Annotated in this window: 18 protein-coding genes and 1 riboswitch; of the genes, 12 read left to right on the forward strand and 6 right to left on the reverse strand. The window is 44.7% G+C overall.

Going from position 1 to position 18741, the window contains the following annotated elements; genetic code table 11:
* Positions 1–3 precede the first annotated feature (3 nt).
* Positions 4–1332 (reverse strand): FAD-dependent oxidoreductase, encoded by a 1329-nt coding sequence (locus GLW00_RS18500; RefSeq protein ID WP_160916574.1) that lies wholly within the window; start codon positions 1330–1332, stop codon positions 4–6.
* 136 nt (positions 1333–1468) lie between these two features.
* Here GLW00_RS18500 and GLW00_RS18505 point away from each other — a divergent pair, with 136 nt between their 5' ends.
* Together GLW00_RS18505 and GLW00_RS18510 are read left to right on the forward strand one after the other, a co-directional pair.
* Positions 1469–2641: a pyridoxal phosphate-dependent aminotransferase gene (locus GLW00_RS18505; RefSeq protein WP_160916576.1), complete on the forward strand. Its 1173-nt coding sequence runs from the start codon at positions 1469–1471 to the stop codon at positions 2639–2641.
* 236 nt (positions 2642–2877) lie between these two features.
* Complete coding sequence (locus tag GLW00_RS18510) at positions 2878–3081, forward strand: hypothetical protein (protein WP_160916578.1); 204 nt, start codon at positions 2878–2880, stop codon at positions 3079–3081.
* A 39-nt stretch (positions 3082–3120) separates the two neighbouring features.
* Here GLW00_RS18510 and GLW00_RS18515 read toward each other — a convergent pair whose 3' ends face one another.
* A complete protein-coding gene (locus GLW00_RS18515) occupies positions 3121–4575 on the reverse strand; it encodes an aldehyde dehydrogenase family protein (protein WP_160916580.1) in 1455 nt (484 codons plus the stop codon).
* Between the two features lie 73 nt (positions 4576–4648).
* Positions 4649–5089, reverse strand: a complete 441-nt coding sequence (locus GLW00_RS18520; protein WP_160916581.1) for a GNAT family N-acetyltransferase — start codon at positions 5087–5089, stop codon at positions 4649–4651.
* A gap of 248 nt (positions 5090–5337) precedes the next feature.
* Here GLW00_RS18520 and GLW00_RS18525 point away from each other — a divergent pair, with 248 nt between their 5' ends.
* Together GLW00_RS18525 and GLW00_RS18530 are read left to right on the forward strand one after the other, a co-directional pair.
* The gene (locus GLW00_RS18525; protein WP_160916583.1) at positions 5338–6711 is read left to right on the forward strand and encodes a DUF2254 domain-containing protein; all 1374 of its coding nucleotides are present in this window, start codon (positions 5338–5340) and stop codon (positions 6709–6711) included.
* Positions 6712–6893: 182 nt separating this feature from the next.
* Positions 6894–7775 (forward strand): cation diffusion facilitator family transporter, encoded by an 882-nt coding sequence (locus GLW00_RS18530; RefSeq protein WP_160916585.1) that lies wholly within the window; start codon positions 6894–6896, stop codon positions 7773–7775.
* 37 nt (positions 7776–7812) lie between these two features.
* Here the strand turns inward: GLW00_RS18530 and GLW00_RS18535 are convergent, their stop codons facing one another.
* The gene (locus GLW00_RS18535; RefSeq protein WP_160916587.1) at positions 7813–8238 is read right to left on the reverse strand and encodes a pyridoxamine 5'-phosphate oxidase family protein; all 426 of its coding nucleotides are present in this window, start codon (positions 8236–8238) and stop codon (positions 7813–7815) included.
* Positions 8239–8446: 208 nt separating this feature from the next.
* Between GLW00_RS18535 and GLW00_RS18540 the strand changes: the two genes are divergently transcribed.
* Positions 8447–9295 carry an alpha/beta fold hydrolase gene (locus GLW00_RS18540; RefSeq protein WP_160916589.1) on the forward strand — a complete coding sequence of 283 codons (849 nt, stop codon included), beginning with the start codon at positions 8447–8449 and terminating at the stop codon, positions 9293–9295.
* A gap of 122 nt (positions 9296–9417) precedes the next feature.
* Here the strand turns inward: GLW00_RS18540 and GLW00_RS18545 are convergent, their stop codons facing one another.
* Entirely contained in the window at positions 9418–10098 is a 681-nt protein-coding gene (locus GLW00_RS18545) for a class I SAM-dependent methyltransferase (protein WP_335808495.1), read from the reverse strand.
* A 170-nt stretch (positions 10099–10268) separates the two neighbouring features.
* Positions 10269–10442, forward strand: a riboswitch (cobalamin riboswitch).
* A 157-nt stretch (positions 10443–10599) separates the two neighbouring features.
* Between GLW00_RS18545 and GLW00_RS18550 the strand changes: the two genes are divergently transcribed.
* The 5 genes from GLW00_RS18550 to GLW00_RS18570 all read left to right on the forward strand — a co-directional run bounded on the left by GLW00_RS18550 (position 10600) and on the right by GLW00_RS18570 (position 16177).
* Complete coding sequence (locus GLW00_RS18550; RefSeq protein ID WP_160916591.1) at positions 10600–12813, forward strand: ribonucleoside-diphosphate reductase subunit alpha; 2214 nt, start codon at positions 10600–10602, stop codon at positions 12811–12813.
* Between the two features lie 16 nt (positions 12814–12829).
* Complete coding sequence (locus GLW00_RS18555; protein WP_160916593.1) at positions 12830–13870, forward strand: ribonucleotide-diphosphate reductase subunit beta; 1041 nt, start codon at positions 12830–12832, stop codon at positions 13868–13870.
* Positions 13871–14085: 215 nt separating this feature from the next.
* On the forward strand, positions 14086–14427 hold the full coding sequence (locus GLW00_RS18560; RefSeq protein ID WP_160916595.1) for a P-II family nitrogen regulator: 342 nt from the start codon (positions 14086–14088) through the stop codon (positions 14425–14427).
* Between the two features lie 29 nt (positions 14428–14456).
* The gene (locus GLW00_RS18565; RefSeq protein ID WP_160916597.1) at positions 14457–15866 is read left to right on the forward strand and encodes an ammonium transporter; all 1410 of its coding nucleotides are present in this window, start codon (positions 14457–14459) and stop codon (positions 15864–15866) included.
* Positions 15867–16081: 215 nt separating this feature from the next.
* Positions 16082–16177, forward strand: coding sequence for a putative holin-like toxin (locus GLW00_RS18570; protein WP_075037849.1), 96 nt, complete (start codon positions 16082–16084; stop codon positions 16175–16177).
* A gap of 194 nt (positions 16178–16371) precedes the next feature.
* Here GLW00_RS18570 and GLW00_RS18575 read toward each other — a convergent pair whose 3' ends face one another.
* On the reverse strand, positions 16372–17328 hold the full coding sequence (locus GLW00_RS18575; protein WP_160916599.1) for a YndJ family transporter: 957 nt from the start codon (positions 17326–17328) through the stop codon (positions 16372–16374).
* A 169-nt stretch (positions 17329–17497) separates the two neighbouring features.
* Here GLW00_RS18575 and GLW00_RS18580 point away from each other — a divergent pair, with 169 nt between their 5' ends.
* Both GLW00_RS18580 and GLW00_RS18585 read left to right on the forward strand, forming a co-directional pair.
* Complete coding sequence (locus GLW00_RS18580; RefSeq protein ID WP_160916601.1) at positions 17498–18064, forward strand: sigma-70 family RNA polymerase sigma factor; 567 nt, start codon at positions 17498–17500, stop codon at positions 18062–18064.
* Positions 18057–18701 (forward strand): hypothetical protein, encoded by a 645-nt coding sequence (locus GLW00_RS18585; protein WP_160916603.1) that lies wholly within the window; start codon positions 18057–18059, stop codon positions 18699–18701. Before GLW00_RS18580 ends, GLW00_RS18585 begins: the two co-directional genes overlap by 8 nt.
* Positions 18702–18741: the final 40 nt, after the last annotated feature.

The following is an 18741-nucleotide window of genomic DNA, read 5'->3' on the forward strand; positions in this document are numbered from 1 at the left end:
GATTCAGTCTGCCTTGCGGGCGGCCTGCTGTACAGGATCCCACACGCTGTTATAAGGTGGCGCATAGGCAAGATCCAAGTCTTCTAATTCATCGATGGACATTTCATGGAACAGCGCAGTGGCAAGGACATCGATGCGTTTATCAGCACCCAGACCTCCGATGATCTGAGCCCCGAGCAACTGACCGGTTTGCTCATGATAAACGATTTTCAACGTCATTGGATCCTCCTTGGAATAGTAACCGGCAGCATGGGTGGATTCAATCGTAATTTTTTTAAACGGGATCTTTTCGTTCTTTGCCTCCTGTTCAGAAAGACCTGTCCGGGCAAGCGTTAAATCAAAGAATTTCAAAATCGACGTACCCACAATTCCCCGGAACGATCTTCGATGATCAATCATGTTCAGACCGGCGATTTGCCCTTGTTTGTTGGCATGCGTGCCTAATGGAATATAATCATCCTTCTTTTTGATACGGTGGTACTGTGTGGCGCAATCCCCGGCAGCATAGATGTCCAGGATGCTCGTCTCCATAAAAGCATTCACGGCAATCGCGTCATTCACCCCTTTGTATACACCCGTGTTTTTCATAAAGGTGGTATTCGGTGCCACTCCTACGGCAACAAGGACCAGGTCGGTTTGGTATTCTCCTTTATCCGTGATGACGGATTGGACATGCTGATCCCCTTTAAAACCTTCAACCGATTCCCCAAGATGTAATTCCACGCCGTTTCGTTCGGCTTCTTCATGCACCAGCTCTCCCATGTCCTCATCGAAAATTTTCGCCAGTTGAGGTCCGCGGTCTATCAACCGTACCTTCTTTCCAATCGACACAAAGCTTTCGGCCATTTCAAGTCCTATGTACCCGCCGCCGATAATGGTCACATGTTGCTTATCGCTCGTAGTCGCTGCCATAATCTCTTTGATATCAGGTATGGTCTTCAGCGAATAAATCCCTTCAAGCTCCTGTCCCTCCCACGGAGGCATGACCGGTGCTGCCCCGGAAGCTACAAGCAGACGGTCATAGGACAATTCAAAACCCTCACCCTGATCATCTTTTCCGTAAATGACTTTATGGTCACAATCTACTTCTGTTACCGTGTGATGGGTTCGGACGTCGATGCCATATTTTTCGCGAAACGTTTCAGGGTCACGTGCGATGAGGTCTTCAGTAGACCCGACATCCCCACTTAATACATACGGCAGGCCACATTGTCCATACGAGGTGATTCCCCCTTGTTCCAACACGGTTATTGAATGCCCCTTACTATTCCTTACGATTTGCATAGCTGCACTCATTCCGGCAGCATCTCCTCCGATAATAACGAAGTCCATCCCAATCACTCCTTTTATGTACCTTCTATTCTCTTATTCTTTGCCTATATGGTTCCCACTCAAACTTCTCTCATGTTAAACTAACGATATTATCTTTTTGTACGACTTTTCAAAAAAATCATTCGAGGTGAAGGACATGAAGCAATTTCAAACATCCAAGGCCATTCAACGGCTTCCGGACCAATTTTTCGCAACCATGATCGATAAACTAAATCTATACAAAAACCGGGGATATGACACCTTGAACTTAGGACAGGGAAATCCTGATCAACCCACCCCCTCCCACATTGTGCAGTCACTAAAGGAAGCGGCCGAAAACCCTGATTTCCACAAGTATCCTCCCTTCCACGGGTATGAATTCTTCAAGGAAGCCGTGGCTGAATTTTACAAGCGTGAATATGACGTAGACATCGACCCTGAAACTGAAGTCGCCATTATGCCCGGCAGCAAAACAGGGCTGGTTGAGCTTAGCCAGTGCTTCCTTGACCCAGGAGATGTTGCGCTCGTTCCCGACCCTGGTTATCCGGATTACTGGTCCGGTATTGAAATGGTCGGTGCAGAAATGAAGTCCATGCCTCTTCGTGAAGAAAATGGCTTTTTGCCTGACTACGCGGAAATTGATGAAGAGAGTTGGGAAAAAGCAAAGCTCATGTTCTTAAACTACCCGAATAATCCGACGGGTGCGATGGCTGATGCGGACTTTTTCGCAGAAACCATCCAAGAAGCAGAAAAGAACGACGTGTGTGTCGTTCACGACTTTGCTTATGGAGCCATTGGATTTGACGGGAATAAACCACTCAGCTTCATGCAATTCGAAGGCGCGAAAAATGTCGGGGTTGAAGTTTATACCATGTCCAAGACGTACAATATGGCCGGCTGGCGTGTCGCTTTTGCTGTCGGAAACCCTAGCGTCATTCAAGCGCTTGAGGTCATCCAGGACCACTATTTCTGCAGTATTTTCGGCGGGCTACAGAAAGCATCAGCCACCGCTTTATTGAGTTCCCAGGAATGTGTTACAGAACTTGCTGAAACCTATGAAAAAAGACGTGATCTTCTCGTCAGTGGGTTAGAAGAAGCGGGCTATCATGTCGCTCCCTGCCAAGGTTCTTTCTTTACATGGCTGCAAGTACCTGAAGGCTATACATCCCAAGGCTTTGCAGACGATTTGTTAGAAACGACAGGTTTGTTCGTTGCACCTGGAATCGGCTTCGGTACGTACGGTGAGGGCTATGTGCGTATAGGTCTGAACAATTCGGAAGAAGCATTGCGGGATGCGGTAAAGCGATTTAAAGCATTTAAGCAGAAGTAGGATCCAGGGCAGTACTTTTTCAACTCAAAGGTACTGTCTTTTTATTTTACCACGATAGTAAACGCTTCCATAGTTACAAGAAGCTGAGTAACTCTGCATAATCCCTCCACCTGTTGTCGAAATAAGTCTGATGGTTGGATAATTTTTTTTAAAATAATGATTGAATACTTGTTCAAAATGTATTTTAATTATCTTATACAAATACCATACGCATACTGTACAGGAGGGATTCACGAGTGTATACGCTTGTCAGAAGAGATGACCGTTTATTAGAAGTTCTAAAAGACCCGATTGACCGTAGAGACAGGGTTTTCCCCAAAGAGGAAGAAGCTGTGAAATATGCTGAAAAATTGAATGGATATATACAATCCGGGCCGAAGTGGGAAGTACAGGAATATTTAATATATGAAATGAAAAAAAGCAGAAGCTCAATCTCTTGAGCTTCTGCTTTTTCCTATTTCGATTCCAACGATTTTGAATTAAAAGGGAAACTCACGATAACCATTCATCACGCCGATCCATTTAACGGTCGTAAATTTATCCAGAGCCCATTCGCCGCCAAAACGACCGAGTCCAGATTCTTTTTCACCGCCGAAAGCTACATGCGCTTCGTCATTCACGGATTGATCGTTCACATGAATCATACCCGTTTCCACACGTTTAGCCACTTCCACACCACGATGAACATCACGAGTAAATACGGAACCACTCAACCCATAAGGAGAACTGTTCGCTGCTTGAATCGCTTCTTGTTCAGACGAAACTTTGATAACAGAAGCAACAGGGCCGAAGACTTCATTCTTTGCAATCGGCATATCACTTGTTACCCCTGTCAAAACAGTGGGCTGCATGACACTGCCATCTGTCTCACCGCCCGTGAGAATTTCAGCTCCACGACCGACGCTTTCCTTAACATCCTCCTGGATTCGTTCAATAGCGTCTTTGTTGATCAGAGGACCTATGACCGTATCCTTCTCTGATGGATCGCCAGCTTTTAAGCTCTCTACTTTTTCTTTGAATTTCTCGATGAATGAATCATGTACATGTTCATCTACGATGATTCTGTTCAACGACATGCAAATCTGTCCCTGGTGCAGGAACTTACCAAAAGCTGCTGCTTCGACCGCCTGATCAATATCTGCATCTTCCAGAACGATCATGGCATTATTACCGCCAAGCTCTAAAGCTGTCTCCTTAATATATTTTCCTGCGAGTTCACCGATATGGCTGCCCACTTCCGTCGATCCTGTAAATGAAATCAGTTTCGCTGCCGGATGTTTCACAAAAGCATCCCCGATTTCTGAACCTCTACCGACAACCACATTGATAACACCCTCAGGGAAACCAGCTTCATCAAATAGATCAGCAATCAACAACCCTGAAGTAACCGGTGCATCAGACGCCGGTTTGACGACAACGGTATTCCCTGTAGCCAAAGCTGGAGCAATGGATCTCATGGCCAGATGAAAAGGGAAGTTCCAAGGACCGATGACGCCGATGACACCTTTCGGAGAACGGTAGACGCGGTTTTCCTTTCCTTGTGTGTTGGAAGGTAAAATCTGCCCGCTCATCCGTGTCGGAAAACTGGCCGATTCCCGGATGATGCCGACAGCTGCCTGAAATTCAACTTCTGCTTTGACAAGCGTGCTGCCCGCTTCTTTCACGAGCCAATCGATAATTTCATCTTTTCTATCATGGACCACTTTCAGCAACTGATCAAAGTGCGCCTGCTTTTTGCCAGGAAGAATCGTCATCCATGACTCCTGAGCATTAACAGCCGACTCATATGCTTCGTTAAGATCATCTTCATTTGCAGATGGGATGGAAGCAATCGTTTGCTGTGTATAAGGATTAACATTATCTACATATTTCTCACTGGAACCACTCTTCCACTGACCGTTAATGTATTGTTTAGTAAATGTTTTTGGACTCATTCTAAAACCTCCATTTGGATTCGGAAACTTATCACAAAGCTAACATTCCCGGTTATGGAAGAAACGAAACGATTCAAACTTCCATCCGCATATCTACGTGAGGAATTCCATCTTCAAGATAAACCTCTGAAACTTCCTTGAATCCAAAAGAGCCGTAAAAATGGCGCAGGTGCTCCTGCCCATGCAGCGAGATGTGTTTGACCTTAAAATCTTCCTTCAAAACTTTGATGGCACGGTCCATCACCTGACGAGCATAGCCACAACCCCGATGCGCTTCTTTAACAAGCACACGGCCAATACTATGGTAATGTTCCCCTCCATCTGGCGGGACAATGCGGCAGTACGCCACCATCTCCCCTTCTTTTTCCAGCCATATATGTAAACAATCCTCGTCTTTTCCGTCGACTTCAGGGTAAGGACATTCCTGTTCAACAACAAAAATCTCGACCCTTGTCTGCAGAATCCCATACAATTCCTTCTTCGTAAGTTCAGCGAATGTTTTATGTATCCACATGTTTCATCCCTCCATTTCCATAATTATCTTTTCAATATACCTCACTGCTTATGAACTGACAAAGCTTTAGGCGATCAATCTGTATGAAACCAAATTCCTATCCAATCTACTGGCTTGAATCGTAATCACTAAATGTTTTTTGTCCTATGAAAATTTCTGTAGAAAAATGTCCTATTCTCGTTTTATCGATTCAGACGAAGGGGAAACTACGATTACGATTATTATTCTCACTAGAGAGGAGGAGCCTTATGTTTTTAAAGTTGCTACCTGTATCTATACAGAAGTATGCGAAAATGTCTAAACGCCAGCGAAAGCACGAAATGCAGATGACCTTATGGTACATGCCTTTTTTCTATATATTATTGTCCATAGTTTTTGTTGTGGTCACTTTGTTGCTGGATCTCATTTTTCAAATCGAGCAATACACGTTTGAATTTTTCAGGATCAATGCTGAAATCACCCGAATGCTGGTCAGTACACTCATCGGGGGGATTCTGACACTGAGTGCTTTCACATTGAACTCCTTGCTTGTCGTATTGACGACATTTAGTGGTCAGTTCTCTCCCCGAATGCTCCTCAACTTTGTCTCCGACCGCAGGACACAGCACGCACTTGGAATATTCAATGGGAATTTCGTCTATGTGCTTCTCGTCTTCCTGTTTATCGGAAACACGAGGCACGAGTTTTTCGTAGCGGTTCCGATTGTTACCATTTTCCTTGCCTTTACTTCGGCCGTTACATTCATTTATTTCATCAACCATGCAACCACATGGATGCAAGTGCACAACATTACCGATACGATGAAGCATTCGTCTGAGCAGATGATTAACCAGACGCTCAGGAAAGACCTCGAACAGTACCGTGCAGAAGAACCGGGAGACTTGATGGAAGCAGAGCGCTCGAATGAGAAGCCTATCGGAGCTATAAAATCCGGATACATTCAGATAGTGAATTATAGGAAGATGATCGAAGAAGCAAGAAAAGATAACATCATCATTCAATTTCACGCCCAAGTGGGTGATTATATTCTGAAGAACAACAAATTGCTCAGCTATTGGGGTCCAGGGTCTGATGACATTGATGAACAAAAGTATTGCAAGATGATTATTATTGATTACAAAGAAACAGAACTTCAGGATATTCAAATGGGGATGCATAAACTAGCGGAAATCGCGATTAAATCACTTGGAAACAACGACCCGAAAACCGCGACTAATACCATCCACCAGATGGCCGAGCTGATGCTTACCGTAGAGGATTACATTACCTTCACTCCTTACTTGATGGATAACGAGGAACAGGTCCGTGTCATTCTTCTTTCCGAATCCTTTGATTCCTACATTTACCGTGGCTTCGGCTACATCCGGCACTACGCTCGTGACAATCACCTGATTATCACAGAGCTCGTTGATTCCATTGCGATGGTTGCCGAATCAATCGACAGTTCTAAGCACCACATGCTATGGGAATTTGCCTGCAGCACCATCGACCATATCGAAACAGAAGTCATCTACCAGTTGGACAAAACCTTCCTGTTAGAGGCTATGGAGAGATTATCAAAAGTAACCGACAACAAACTCGACTATTACTCTATCCACCGAAAGTTCTACCCTATCGATTAAACTTAATGTGTTGATCACATTCTGGAAACGTGTTGCTGAACTTTACCAGGAATGAAGAATATCTAATGAAGAGTCATAGTTATCCTTGTGCAGGTAAAACCTAAAAGGATTGACAAGACTCTTCATTTTTCATACGTTATATATATGAACATATAATCATATACAGTGAAAGGGGTGAGCATATGGGACATCATCACCACCATCATATCGATTCAACCACCGGTAAAATCAAAACAGCTTTTTTTCTCAATTTCTTTTTCACCATCATTGAATTGATCGGTGGTTTACTGACAAATAGTATGGCGATTCTGTCCGATGCTTTACATGACCTCGGAGACTCTCTTTCTCTCGGTCTCGCCTGGTTCTTACAGAAGTACTCAAAAAAAGAACAATCGGATCATTTTTCATTCGGGTATCGCCGTTTCTCGCTTTTAGCAGCTTTGATTAACAGCGTGGTCTTGATTGTCGGGTCTGTCTTCATTTTGACAGAGGCCGTCCCCCGTCTTTTGAACCCAGAGCAGCCCAACGCTGGTGGGATGATCGCTCTTTCCATCTTAGGGATTCTAGTTAACGGTGCAGCCGTTTTCCGCCTTAAAGGGGGAGACTCCATGAACCAGAAGGTCATGACCTGGCACCTGCTTGAGGATGTCCTTGGATGGGTAGCTGTTCTTGTCGTCAGTGTTATCATGCTGTTTTTTGATGTACCGATTCTGGATCCAATTGCTTCCATTGGAATTACATTATTCATCTTATATAATGTCTTGAAAAATCTCATTCAGACGATGCGTCTCTTTCTTGAAGGTGTACCATCAGGCGTTGACCTTGAGGGTCTATCAAGAAAAATCAATGATTTGAGTGATGTTCAATCCACTCACCACACCCATCTCTGGTCAATGGATGGAGAAAATCATGCCTTCTCCACTCACATCGTTGTACGTGCAGAGGCGACAAAGGATGAGATCTGTAAAGTGAAAGAAGAAGTCAAAGAAATCTTACATCCTATTTCACTCGAGCACATCACTCTCGAGATTGAATATGAAGACGAACCTTGTTCTCTGCAATAAAAAGAGTCCGGCTGATTCAGCCGGACTCTTTTTACTTTTACAGATCAAGACGTTCAGGTGTGTCTTGTCCTTGATTCATGTAGCGAATATTTTCCGGAAAGATTTGGAGCACGATATACTCAGGGTCTTCTTTGCCATCAAACCAGCGGTCCATATGGTCATTCCATAACTTGTCTTTAATCTCCTGGTCTTCACGGATTTTTGCCTGTCCCTCGACTTCTAAATACGAATCTCCATAGCCTTCCCCTTCGTAACCAAGGAGGATATGGACATGGGGGTTCGCTTCGATTTCATCCGCTTTATGAGTCTCCCTGTTCGTAGGGGTATAGAAAGTGAACTCATCGTCATTCCAAAACGTCATATAACGCGAATGAGGTTTATTATTTTTCACTGTAGCGAGTGTACCAACTTTATGTTGTTCCATGACTTCGTGGATCTTCTTTTTCAATTCTTCTTGATTCAATGGAAAGCTCCTTTCCGTAATTCAATCTTTTTACAATTTCAGTTTTCCCTGAAAAATGGGAGATAAACCCTTCGATGCCCATTGACAGATCCGGGTATGCTAATGATATCTTCGACACATTGTCATTCTTTTTTCATAAATATACCAGGAAGCGACATGCATTACCCGTTACACTATTCATAGATCTGTTTTTCAGGAGGAAAACGTTATGCTATGGAAAAAATGGACGCCGATCTTAATGGGCTCCGTTCTGATCGGCCTGCTCTTTTTTATGATTAACTCGAGACCCGGAAGTTCTGAACCGGTGGACCGCGAAGATATTGTGCCCACATTGTTCGTGCATGGATATAAGGGTGGCCCGCGAAGCTTTGAAACAATGATGGACCGAATGCAGAACTTGCAATGGGGACAGAAACACATGACGGTATATGTCTCCAGCCGCGGAGATCTTACCATCCGAGGTGGGTTTGGTGAAACGCACAATCCATTCATCCAAGTGCTTTTCGAAAACAATCGGGCAAGTATTTATAATCAAACCCATTGGCTTTCTGAAATCATGCGGCGGTTAAAAGCTGACTACAATATCCAACAAGTGAACCTTGTCGGCCATTCGATGGGAGGCCTTGCCTCAGTTAATTACCTTTTGAGTGAGCATCACTATTCTGTTCCCAGAGTAGAGAAACTGTCCGTCATTGCCAGCCCCTTCAAAGGCATTGAAAAAGAAGGCTACTTTGCATCAAACTACGGAGCGGCAACGACTGACCTGCGGCCGGAGTCTGAAGCTTTAAAGCAGATGGTGCAGAACAAAGATCAATTCCCTAATGATGTGGAAGTGTTTGCTGTAGCCGGTGTCATCAATAACGAGGACCCTGAAGCTCAGCATTGGGACGGACTTGTCCACGCGTCAAGTGTGAGTGGATTGGAAGATATCGTCCCTTTTGGACAATATGAAGAAAAGCGTCTCTACAACCCGCTGGCCACACATTCCGGCCTGCACGAACTCGAAGAAGTCGACCAACTCCTCAAAGAGTTCCTCTGGTCAGAGGAGGGCAAGTAAACACAGATTGACCATTTTATACATTTATTTACATTTTTGCATTTAACCGGTGTACCAGGTCATACATTTATTCCCATGTAAAAAGTAAAAAGCACCCGCTCAACGGGTGCTTTTTCTGTTGTTTATTTTTTTTCGAAGATAAAGATCCACATGAAGGTTAAGGCTTGTTTTAATTCTTCATCCAGCTCGGCGATGTGATGGTCTTCCACCCCTCGTTTGTACACTCCCTGGCCCTCTACATGCGTCCACCCGGTCTCTTCTGCCATTTTTTGAAGTTCCCATGGCATCATCGTATTGCAAATGACCTCTTCTCCGTACACTCTCCGATAACTATTGATGCGCGGCATCGCTGTAGGTCCGAGTAAACCGACACACAAACGGCCACCCGGTCTTAAAATCCGCTTCATCTCTTCCAGACCTTTATAAGGGACTTCCGTCCATTCCAGTGAATTGATCGCCATCGCCGCATCAAAAGAGTGATCCTCAAACGGAAGATTTGTCAGGTCACCTTGGACAAATGAAATCCGCTCATCATTCACTCGTTCATTCGCTCGTCTCACCATGTCCTCTGACAAATCAAGACCCGTAACATCAAAGCCAGCTTTGTAAAGGAGATAGGAGCCATAACCATCGCCGCATCCGAGATCAGCGATTTTCCCCTTAGTTACATGCTTGGTCAAAAAAGGAACGATTGTACACCTGCTTCCACCGTCCCACATCTCCCGACTTTTTGAGTTCCACATTTCTGCACGATCGTTCCATTGCTTCTCCGCTTCTTTATGCCAATTAAATGTTTGTGCCACACCATCATCCCTTTCAAAAATATTTCCTACCCTCCATTATAGCGGATCATAAAAGAGATGATAGCTCTATTCTTGTCGAAGCTCGATAAAAAAGAGTTGCATGTTCCTTTTTTCAGCGTTATGATAGAAACACAATATAAGCTAATTAAAAAATTAAAAAACACTATATATAGTATCTACGAATAGAAGATGCCACTAGGCTTAATAGGGAATCCGGTTAGAATCCGGAGCTGCCCCCGCAACTGTCATCACTCGCGAAATGGACATTCCACTGTGCTTTGCACGGGAAGGACCTGAGTAAGATCGAGTGTCAGCCAGGAGACCTGTCTTCGTTCGTCGCAGTTTCAACTTCTTCGGGGATTGAGAAGATGAAGCGATGGAACGGAGGCTCTCTTGTCTTCTCTTCGTTTCATGGTTTCATCCGCTCAATTTTCGTTGAGCGGATTTTTTTATTTTTCCGTGTCCTGATTTCAATGAACCATTTTCAAGGAGTGAAAAAGAATGGAAACCATAACAAGAAACACGTCCTGGCAAGAGAGAATTCAACAATGGGAAGAAGAATTCCCGCACTTACATGTACAACGACTCATCGAAAAGTCCCCTACCCTCAAGAATGACAAACACGCATTCATTCTGGAATGTCTGGCGGAGATCGATGAAACGAGCCCTGACTGGACATATGTAGCGAGTCGCATCCACCTGGAAGATATGTATGAAAAGTCCGCTCACAATCGATCCACATCCGAACCTTATAAGGACTTCTACGGGCTGATTCAAACATTGACCGAAAAGAACATTTACAGCAGGAATCTTCTTACATATTACACAAAAAAGGATATAGAAGAATTGGCAGACACGATTGTACCGGATCGCGATCACCTCTTCACATACATTGGTTTGAAGACGTTAAGTGACCGGTACCTTGCGAAAAGTAAAGCGAAAGAAGTGTATGAACTCCCGCAAGAACGTTTCATGATCATCGCTATGGTGTTGATGGCAGAAGAAAAAGCATCCAAGCGCCTTCCTCTCGTTAAAGAAGCGTATTGGGCCCTGAGTCATTTGTATATGACAGTCGCCACTCCTACTCTTGCCAATGCAGGAAAGCGGTACGGACAGCTGAGCTCCTGTTTCATAGATACCATCGATGATTCCTTACAGTCTATCTATGACACCAATACCGACATCGCCAACTTAAGTAAGCACGGCGGGGGCATCGGGGTTTACTTAGGGAAAATCAGAAGCCGTGGAAGTGACATCCGTGGATTTAAAGGCGTCTCATCAGGAATTCTCCCATGGATGAAACAACTGAACAATACGGCTGTCAGCGTGGACCAATTGGGTCAGCGTCAAGGTGCGGTGGCTGTATATTTAGATGTCTGGCACAAAGATATCTTCCCTTTCCTCGACAGCCGGTTGAATAACGGGGATGAACGCCAGCGAACGCATGACCTTTTCACAGGAGTTTCCATCCCCGACCTCTTTATGGAGGCCGTTGAAAATCGTGAAGACTGGTACTTGTTCGATCCTCATGAAGTTCGCACCATCATGGGCTATTCGCTGGAAGACTCCTTTGATGAAAAAAAGGGTGACGGATCTTTCAGGGAGAAATACGCCGCTTGCGTCGCCCATCCAAACCTTTCCAAAGAGAAAGTTCCGGCCATTGAAATCATGAAGCGCATCATGATTGGTCAGCTTGAAACAGGCACGCCCTATATGTTTTACAGGGATGAAGTCAACCGTATGAACCCGAACGGTCACGCAGGTATGGTCTATTGCAGCAATCTTTGTACAGAGATCACTCAGAACCAGAAGCCGACCATTCAGGATGAACAATACGTAGAAGGCGGTAAAATCATTTCAGTGAAGACTCCAGGAGATTTTGTCGTCTGTAACCTGTCGAGCATCAACCTTGGGCGGGCCGTCACGAGCGGTGTACTTAAGCGCTTGATCGCCATTCAAGTTCGTATGCTCGATAATGTCATCGACCGTAATACCATCCCTGTTCTACAAGCACAGCTTACCAATCAATCTTACCGCGGTGTCGGGCTTGGCACCTTTGGATGGGCCCACCTTCTTGCCAAGAAGAAGATTGCCTGGGAATCCGAGGAAGCACTCAACTATACACAGGAAGTGTATGAAGCTGTTGCTTATCATGCCATCGAAGCAAGCTCTGATTTGGCTGCCGAAAAAGGAAGCTACCCTCTATTCGAAGGATCCGACTGGCAAACAGGGGATTTTTTCATTAAACGAACGTTTGACCAAGAGGGGACATGGAACTGGAAAGTCTTGCAGGATAAGGTCTCTAAGAATGGAATGCGGAATGGATACTTGATGGCGGTTGCACCTAACTCCAGCACGTCTCTCATTGCAGGGAGCACAGCAAGCATTGACCCGGTCTTCAAAAAGTTTTATTCCGAAGAGAAAAAAGATTATAAAATCCCTGTCACCGCCCCTGACTTGTCTCATGAAACTTATGGATACTATCCATCCGCCTATGATGTTGACCAACATGCTTCGATTAGGCAGAACAGCATTAGACAGAAATATATCGATCAATCCGTCTCCTTCAACCTCTATGTGTGCAACAACATTCAGGCGAAAGAGCTGCTGGATTTGCATTTGTCAGCATGGAAACACGGATTGAAAACAACCTATTATACGCGGTCAACATCCAGTCAGGGAGAATTTGATGATTGTGAAGTCTGCTCATCATAAAAGGAGGAAAATCACCATGACGGCATCGCTACAAAAAAGGAAACTTGTCGATTACGAAGCACCAAACGCCTCTACCGGGGTGATCAACGGAAAAAGCTCGAACATATTGAATTGGGATGACACCCGCTATTCATGGGCTTACCCGATGTATAAGACCATGCTTTCAAACTTTTGGATTCCCAATGAAATCAACATGAGCAACGACCTGAAGCAGTGGCCTTCGCTCTCTGAGCAGGAACAGACGGCGTTCAAAAAAATCATCGGACTGCTCGCTTTCCTGGATTCCATACAAACGGATTATTCAGGGAAAATCGCGGACTATTTGACCGACTCAAGTCTATCAGCCTTAATGCAAGTGCTCGCCTTTCAGGAAGTTGTCCATAACCAGTCTTATTCTTACGTTCTGTCTACGCTCGTCGATCAAGGAGAACAGGAGAAGATTTTTGATTACTGGAAGCATGATGAAGTGCTGAAAGAAAGGAATACTTTTATTACCGATGGATATCAGACCTTCGCTGATGATCCTTCCGTGGACAGCTTCCTGAAGTCCATCGTATATGATGTCGTTCTTGAGGGCCTCTTCTTCTATGCCGGTTTCGCCTTCTTCTATAACCTAGCGAGGAATCAGAAGATGGTCTCCACGAGCACGATGATCAACTACATCAACCGTGATGAACAAATCCATGTCAGCTTGTTTGGTCATATCTTTAACGAAACATTAAACGAAAACCCAGAGTTGGATCACGACCACTACCGGACATTCGTGACCGATACGTTCCAACAGGCGGCTGATTTAGAAATCAAATGGGCACGTCACCTGATCGGAAATCAATTTCCGGGTATTCCGCTTCAGGATCTGGAGGACTATATTCGTTACATTGCCAACAAACGATGCAGGCTCCTCGGAGCAGAAAAACCGTTCCCTACTTATACAGAAAATCCATTGAAATGGATCCGGGCTTACCAGGAGGTCGATGAAGGAAAGTCCGACTTCTTCGAACAAAAATCACGGCAATATACTAAAGTATCCGAAACCAACGGCTTCGACGACCTATAATATAATCATTTACCAACTTTCACCTGACCAGGTCATCCATATTCTGGATGACCTGGTCTTCCTTTTTATCCAAGTAAGCGCTTTTATGTCAACTTTTCTTACATACCGCCAAAAAGTGTATTGATTTTTCAGAATATTTATTTTATAGTTAGATTTAATTACTTACCCATTGTGTAAGGAAACCTTACACAATGGTAAAAAGGAGGACTATAGTCATGAAAAAGGTAGAGGCAATCATCCGTCCAGAAGCTTTTCAAGATTTGAGGCAGAGCCTGGATGAGCTGGGTGTGAAAGGACTGACGGTTTCCGAGGTTGCCGGGTGCGGCCAACAAAAAGGCCAGGAAGGAATCTTCAGAGGCAGCCGTTTTGAAATTAAACTTTATCCAAAGGTGAAGGTGGAAATGGTCGTCGAGAACAACGAACTAGGAGCGGTCATTGATGTGATCATCAATACATGCGCGACAGATGAAGTTGGCGACGGAAAGATCTTCGTTTCTACAATTGATGAAGTGTTCCGCATCCGAACAGGAGAAACCGGCAAGCAGGCACTTATCTAATACTTTATTTCGAAAGGAAGAATTCATTTATGAAAAAAATTGTTCCTCTGTTCTTATTCGCTCTTCTTGGATTTCCGATTATTGCAAGTGCTGAAACAGCGGTATCTGCTGAAGCCGTTCTGCAATCCGTCGACATGGTTTGGATCATGATTGCCGCTTTCTTAGTATTCTTCATGCACGCAGGCTTTGCTATGGTCGAATCCGGATTCACCCGTTCAAAGAATGCCCTCAACATCCTTATGAAGAACTTCATGACGATGTCTATCGCCGCTGTCCTTTATTTTGTCGTTGGTTTTGGTATTATGTTCGGTACTTCCGGTGGGGGAATGATCGGAATGGACGGGTTTTTCCTAAGCGGTCAAGAAGACCAGATCGGTTTCTTCGTGTTTCAAGCGGTATTCGCAGCCACTTGTGCAACCATCATTTCCGGTGCTGTTGCAGAACGGATGAAACTAGGCTCCTACCTTCTACTCACGGTGGTTATGACAGGCTTCATTTACCCTGTCGTAGGACATTGGGTTTGGGGTGGCGGATGGCTTTCCGAGCTCGGATTTGTTGATTTTGCCGGTTCCACAGTGGTTCACTTAACAGGTGCGCTTGGTGCGATCGTCACCGTGATGTTCTTAGGACCCCGCCTTGGTAAATACAGTGGCAAGAAAGTAAACGTCATTCCCGGGCATAACATTCCATTAGGGGCTCTCGGTGTCTTCATCCTATGGTTTGGCTGGTTCGGATTTAACGGCGGAAGTACACTGGCTGCCGATCCATCTCTGGTCCCTTCTGTCATTGCAACCACCCTGCTGTCTGCATCCGCAGGAATCATCAGCTCCGCCTTCTATTCCTATGCAAAGTTCAAACGTATAGATGCCTCTCTTACGTTGAATGGTGCGCTTGCAGGATTAGTAGGGATCACAGCAGGAACAGCCAATGTTTCCTTAGTTGGAGCCCTGGCCATCGGTTTGATTGCCGGTATTATTTTAGTAGAGGCGGTTCAGTTTCTTGATCGAGTTGTCCGAATTGACGATCCAGTCGGAGCTATCGCTGTTCACGGCATTTGCGGCATTTGGGGTACGATTGCCGTCGGTCTTTTCGCTGTTGAAGGTGGTCTTTTCTACGGAGGTGGCGCAGGACTACTAGGCATTCAGGCGATCGGTGTCCTATCTGTCATTGCCTGGACGATGCTGACAACAGCAGCTGTTGTCTTCATTGTAAAAAGTACAGTCGGCATCCGCGTGTCAAGACAAGAGGAAATATCCGGTCTCGACTTCTCCGAGCACGGGTCTCAAGCCTACGAAACAAGCCGTGGAATTTTCAACGAGAACATCAACCCAAGCACAGACGGCGATTTCGGTGTCGGATTACTCCACAGACTCGACGGGTTGAATTCTGAATCTAAAACAAAAACACAAACCCCCGCAGAGACAAAAACAGCACAGTAAAACCAATCACAGATTCACCTTGGTCCCCCTATTATTCCAAGGTCAATCATATAAAAAAACTCCGGTTCCCCCTAAGGTGAGCCGGAGTTTTTAGTTCCTTCTGGCTATTTTGCGAACACACGTTCTTATTTTTCGCAAAATATGGTATCCTTGTAGATAGATACCGTTCTCTATTTCAAGATAAAGACTGTGGTAGAAAGGGTGTGAGGCCATCGATGAGCACATATGAATCTCTTATGATCATGTTAGCGTTCGGAACGTTCATCATTACGCTCCTTGCGCTCATCATAAAAATGAACAATAAAAAATAGACCTCCACACGTAACGGAGGTCAAAAATTCATGTTATGCGAACGGTATCCTGGCGACAGTTGCAGCTGTCGCCGTTTCACTTTTATTATAGCATAAATCCGTAATAACTGAAGAGGAAGCTTCAGCTCTTCTTCCTAGCACCACAGACAAACATCGACAGGATAACCGAAGTTCCACGTGAAACATTTTCCATCCTATCCATCACTCTCAGGCATCATTCTCCGAGGTTTATTTACACCCCTCCACGCAAAAACGATCAGCCATGAAAAGAGTAAGGCAGAAAAGAAACCATATGGCGGAATGGTCGCAAGCATCCCGACACTACTCAAACGCCCAATGCTTAAACCCTTCCACAACGCACTACCAACAATACTGAATCCCATAAGGCTCGTTAGTATCAACGCTGTCTGTACCCACGGCTTGAATTCAACCGATAACCAGAACCACCAAAGGCACATCCAAATGAGCAGCACCGAAAAGATGGCGACAGAAAGAATGATGGCTTCCGTTCCGTACAAGAGGCTGAAGAAACCAATCACCGGACTGATGAGAACCATGATCACTAAAAAGCGGTAAGGACGATCGACTTTTTTTCTTGGCTTAACCGCCATCTCTTTTCGATACCGGCCAAAGAATCCAGTGATTACCGCCAATAAAAAAGCGACTCCATGAAAAAACAAAGCTAAAACAATCCATTCCCGTGTCGAAAGTGAACCGAAATTCTTAATAGGAAGACGGGAGATGAAAAGGAAAAGGCCAGCGAATGCTAAATATAGAAATCCAACATCAATGCTCAGCTCTTCCACCTTCGCCCCTTGCCGCAGCCGAAAGCGCCAAACCCCTCCCACTGCCACGGATAATGTGTATAGGAACCATATCAACCCCCAGGCTGCTGCTTCCCATCCAGCCTGCGTGGATAATGACAAGACGCCCGCTATGGAAAATGGGAGTAAACAGACCAGACACTGCCACAACCAATGTTCCGCACGATTTCCCCTGGACTCTTTGACTGCTTCTTCAAGCAAAAGCGGAACAAGGATAAATAAACTGAAACCGATCGAAAATTCCAGCCACTCCACAGAAAAGGAAAACTTCCATATCAGCCATAAGAAAAACCCCGCAACAGCTAGCCAACGTCCAGGTCTTTGCATTCCAAACCCCTCCGATAATGGGAGAGGACCGCATACACCCACGACCCTCCCCTCTTTTTTAAAAAGGAAAACGGTGATGTCTATCGAATACATAGATAAGATCATAAGAAATGAAACCAACCAAAACTTATTCTCGGGGAGTGTCGTCTAACAGATGAGGTGGGAAAAATTGATACGGAACCAACGCTCACAATCTACATATGAACCCGAAGAACATGGTGAGGAACGCCTGGAAGAATGGATTCAAGAATACGGCCATGATTTAAAATGGCTCGCTTATTCGTATGTAAAAGATTATGCAATTGCAGAAGATATCACTCAAGAAACATTTATTAAAGCATACCAGAAATATGCCACTTTCAAAAAAGAATCAACCATCAAAACCTGGTTGTACAAGATCACTATTAACTTGTGTAAAGATCATTTAAAAAGTTCCTACATGAAGAGGGTTGTCAAAAAAGGCACGGAACTTTTCCGCTCCATCCCTTCAACAAAGGAGACGCCGGAAGAATTTGTGCTGCAGCAGGATGAGGATGAAATACTGCTGGCACACGTGCTGAAACTTGAAGATAAATACAGGGAAATTATCATTTTATATTACTTTGAAGAGTTCGACATCAATGAATTGGCTAACGTGCTGAATACAAGTCCTAACACAGTAAAGACTCGTTTAAGGCGCGCACGCCAACTACTGCAAGAACGGTTAACATCGGAAGGGAGTTCCCAGAGTGAGTGATTTGATTGATCGCAAATTAAAAAAAATGGATCAAAGCGTGAAGTATGATCAAGTCCCATTTGATAAAAGACATATGAAAAAAATGGTCTTGAAATCTTCTAAAAAAAAGCCAAAGAAACAACCACACGGAGGCGCGAAGACTCTTCTCATCCCAACGGCAACCATTCTTCTGTTTACCGGCTGGCAGCTTTCACAAGACCAACAACCACCACAAACGGCTGGTTTATTGATGACTAAAGACACCATTCCCGAGCTGAAGACAGCAGCTGTAAAGGCTCCATCTACTTTTATAAAAGCCGACAACTCGCAAAAACATAAGACATCGATGATGGTCAGGGAAACGTACGTCATTCATGAGGACGAGCAATTTTTTCAAACAGCAAAGAGAGTCACACCCGAAGAGCTTGGAGAAGTAATTGGATCCATCAATCACAAAAACCCTGGCGAGGAGTCTGATGCACTAGACAGTGTGACCGCTTTTCTTCCCGAAACAAAGATTTACAGAATCAGAGGGGAAGAAGAAGGGCGAATTGCCATCCGAAGTTGGAGAAGTACAGGGATAGGATCTGTAACCGCCAGTACACAAGGCTACTTTGTATTTGAAAAAGTTCAGATCAACCACAATAAAGAAAGCTGACCCCTTAGACGGAGAGCCCCCGTTAATGGCAGCTCTCCCC

Origin of the sequence: Halobacillus litoralis, assembly GCF_009856445.1 — a bacterium.
In the GTDB taxonomy this organism is placed as follows: Bacteria; Bacillota; Bacilli; order Bacillales; family Halobacillaceae; genus Halobacillus; species Halobacillus litoralis.